This window comes from Sphingosinicella sp. CPCC 101087, assembly GCF_004151485.1.
Classification (GTDB): domain Bacteria; phylum Pseudomonadota; class Alphaproteobacteria; order Sphingomonadales; family Sphingomonadaceae; genus Allosphingosinicella.
Genome location: NZ_SBFF01000043.1, coordinates 1 through 551, shown reverse-complemented (window position 1 = coordinate 551; position 551 = coordinate 1). Strand labels below are relative to the sequence as shown.

At 60.4% G+C, this 551-nt stretch carries 1 protein-coding gene; it reads left to right on the top strand.

Annotation, left to right across the window (positions count from 1 at the left end; genetic code table 11):
- Window positions 1-129 precede the first annotated feature (129 nt).
- On the top strand, window positions 130-551 hold a 422-nt coding region (locus EKM57_RS21680), incomplete at its 3' end, for a hypothetical protein (RefSeq protein WP_129794620.1).

Here is a 551-nt window from a genome sequence, read left to right as displayed (position 1 = left end):
CGGAAGGCTATGCGGGGGAATGGCGTAACCGATGAAATCGAACGCGAGGACTGATTCCTTGCGAGGAGTCGTGCGCCCTTCTTGTTCAAGATGGGCTCGTTTCACTTTGGCTTATCGGGAGGCTGTACGATGGTTACCTATATCACGTCCGATCTGAAGTTCATTCTTGACCAGATCAAGATTGCGGAAGCCCATGCTGCGGGCCAGCCTCTTTTCGGACCTGGAGGCCTCATCCCCGCCCCCAATATTGCCTGGGGTTTGAGGACCGTCGACGGCACGTACAACAACATCCTGCCCGGGCGCGAACATTGGGGCGCCGCGGACCAGGAGTTCCCGCACCTGCTCGACCCCGACTATCGCGAAGGCGAAACGTTCGATCCGGACGGCCCCGGAGGAGCGCCGGCCATTCCGACCTCCTACACGCCTTCGAACGATCCGGATTCGGTCGTCGTCGATTCGAGCCTTCGCACGATTTCGAACCTGATCGTCGATCAGACGCTCAACAATCCGGCGGCGATTCTCGAGGCCCTCTCGCGGGCCGGACTGGAGGG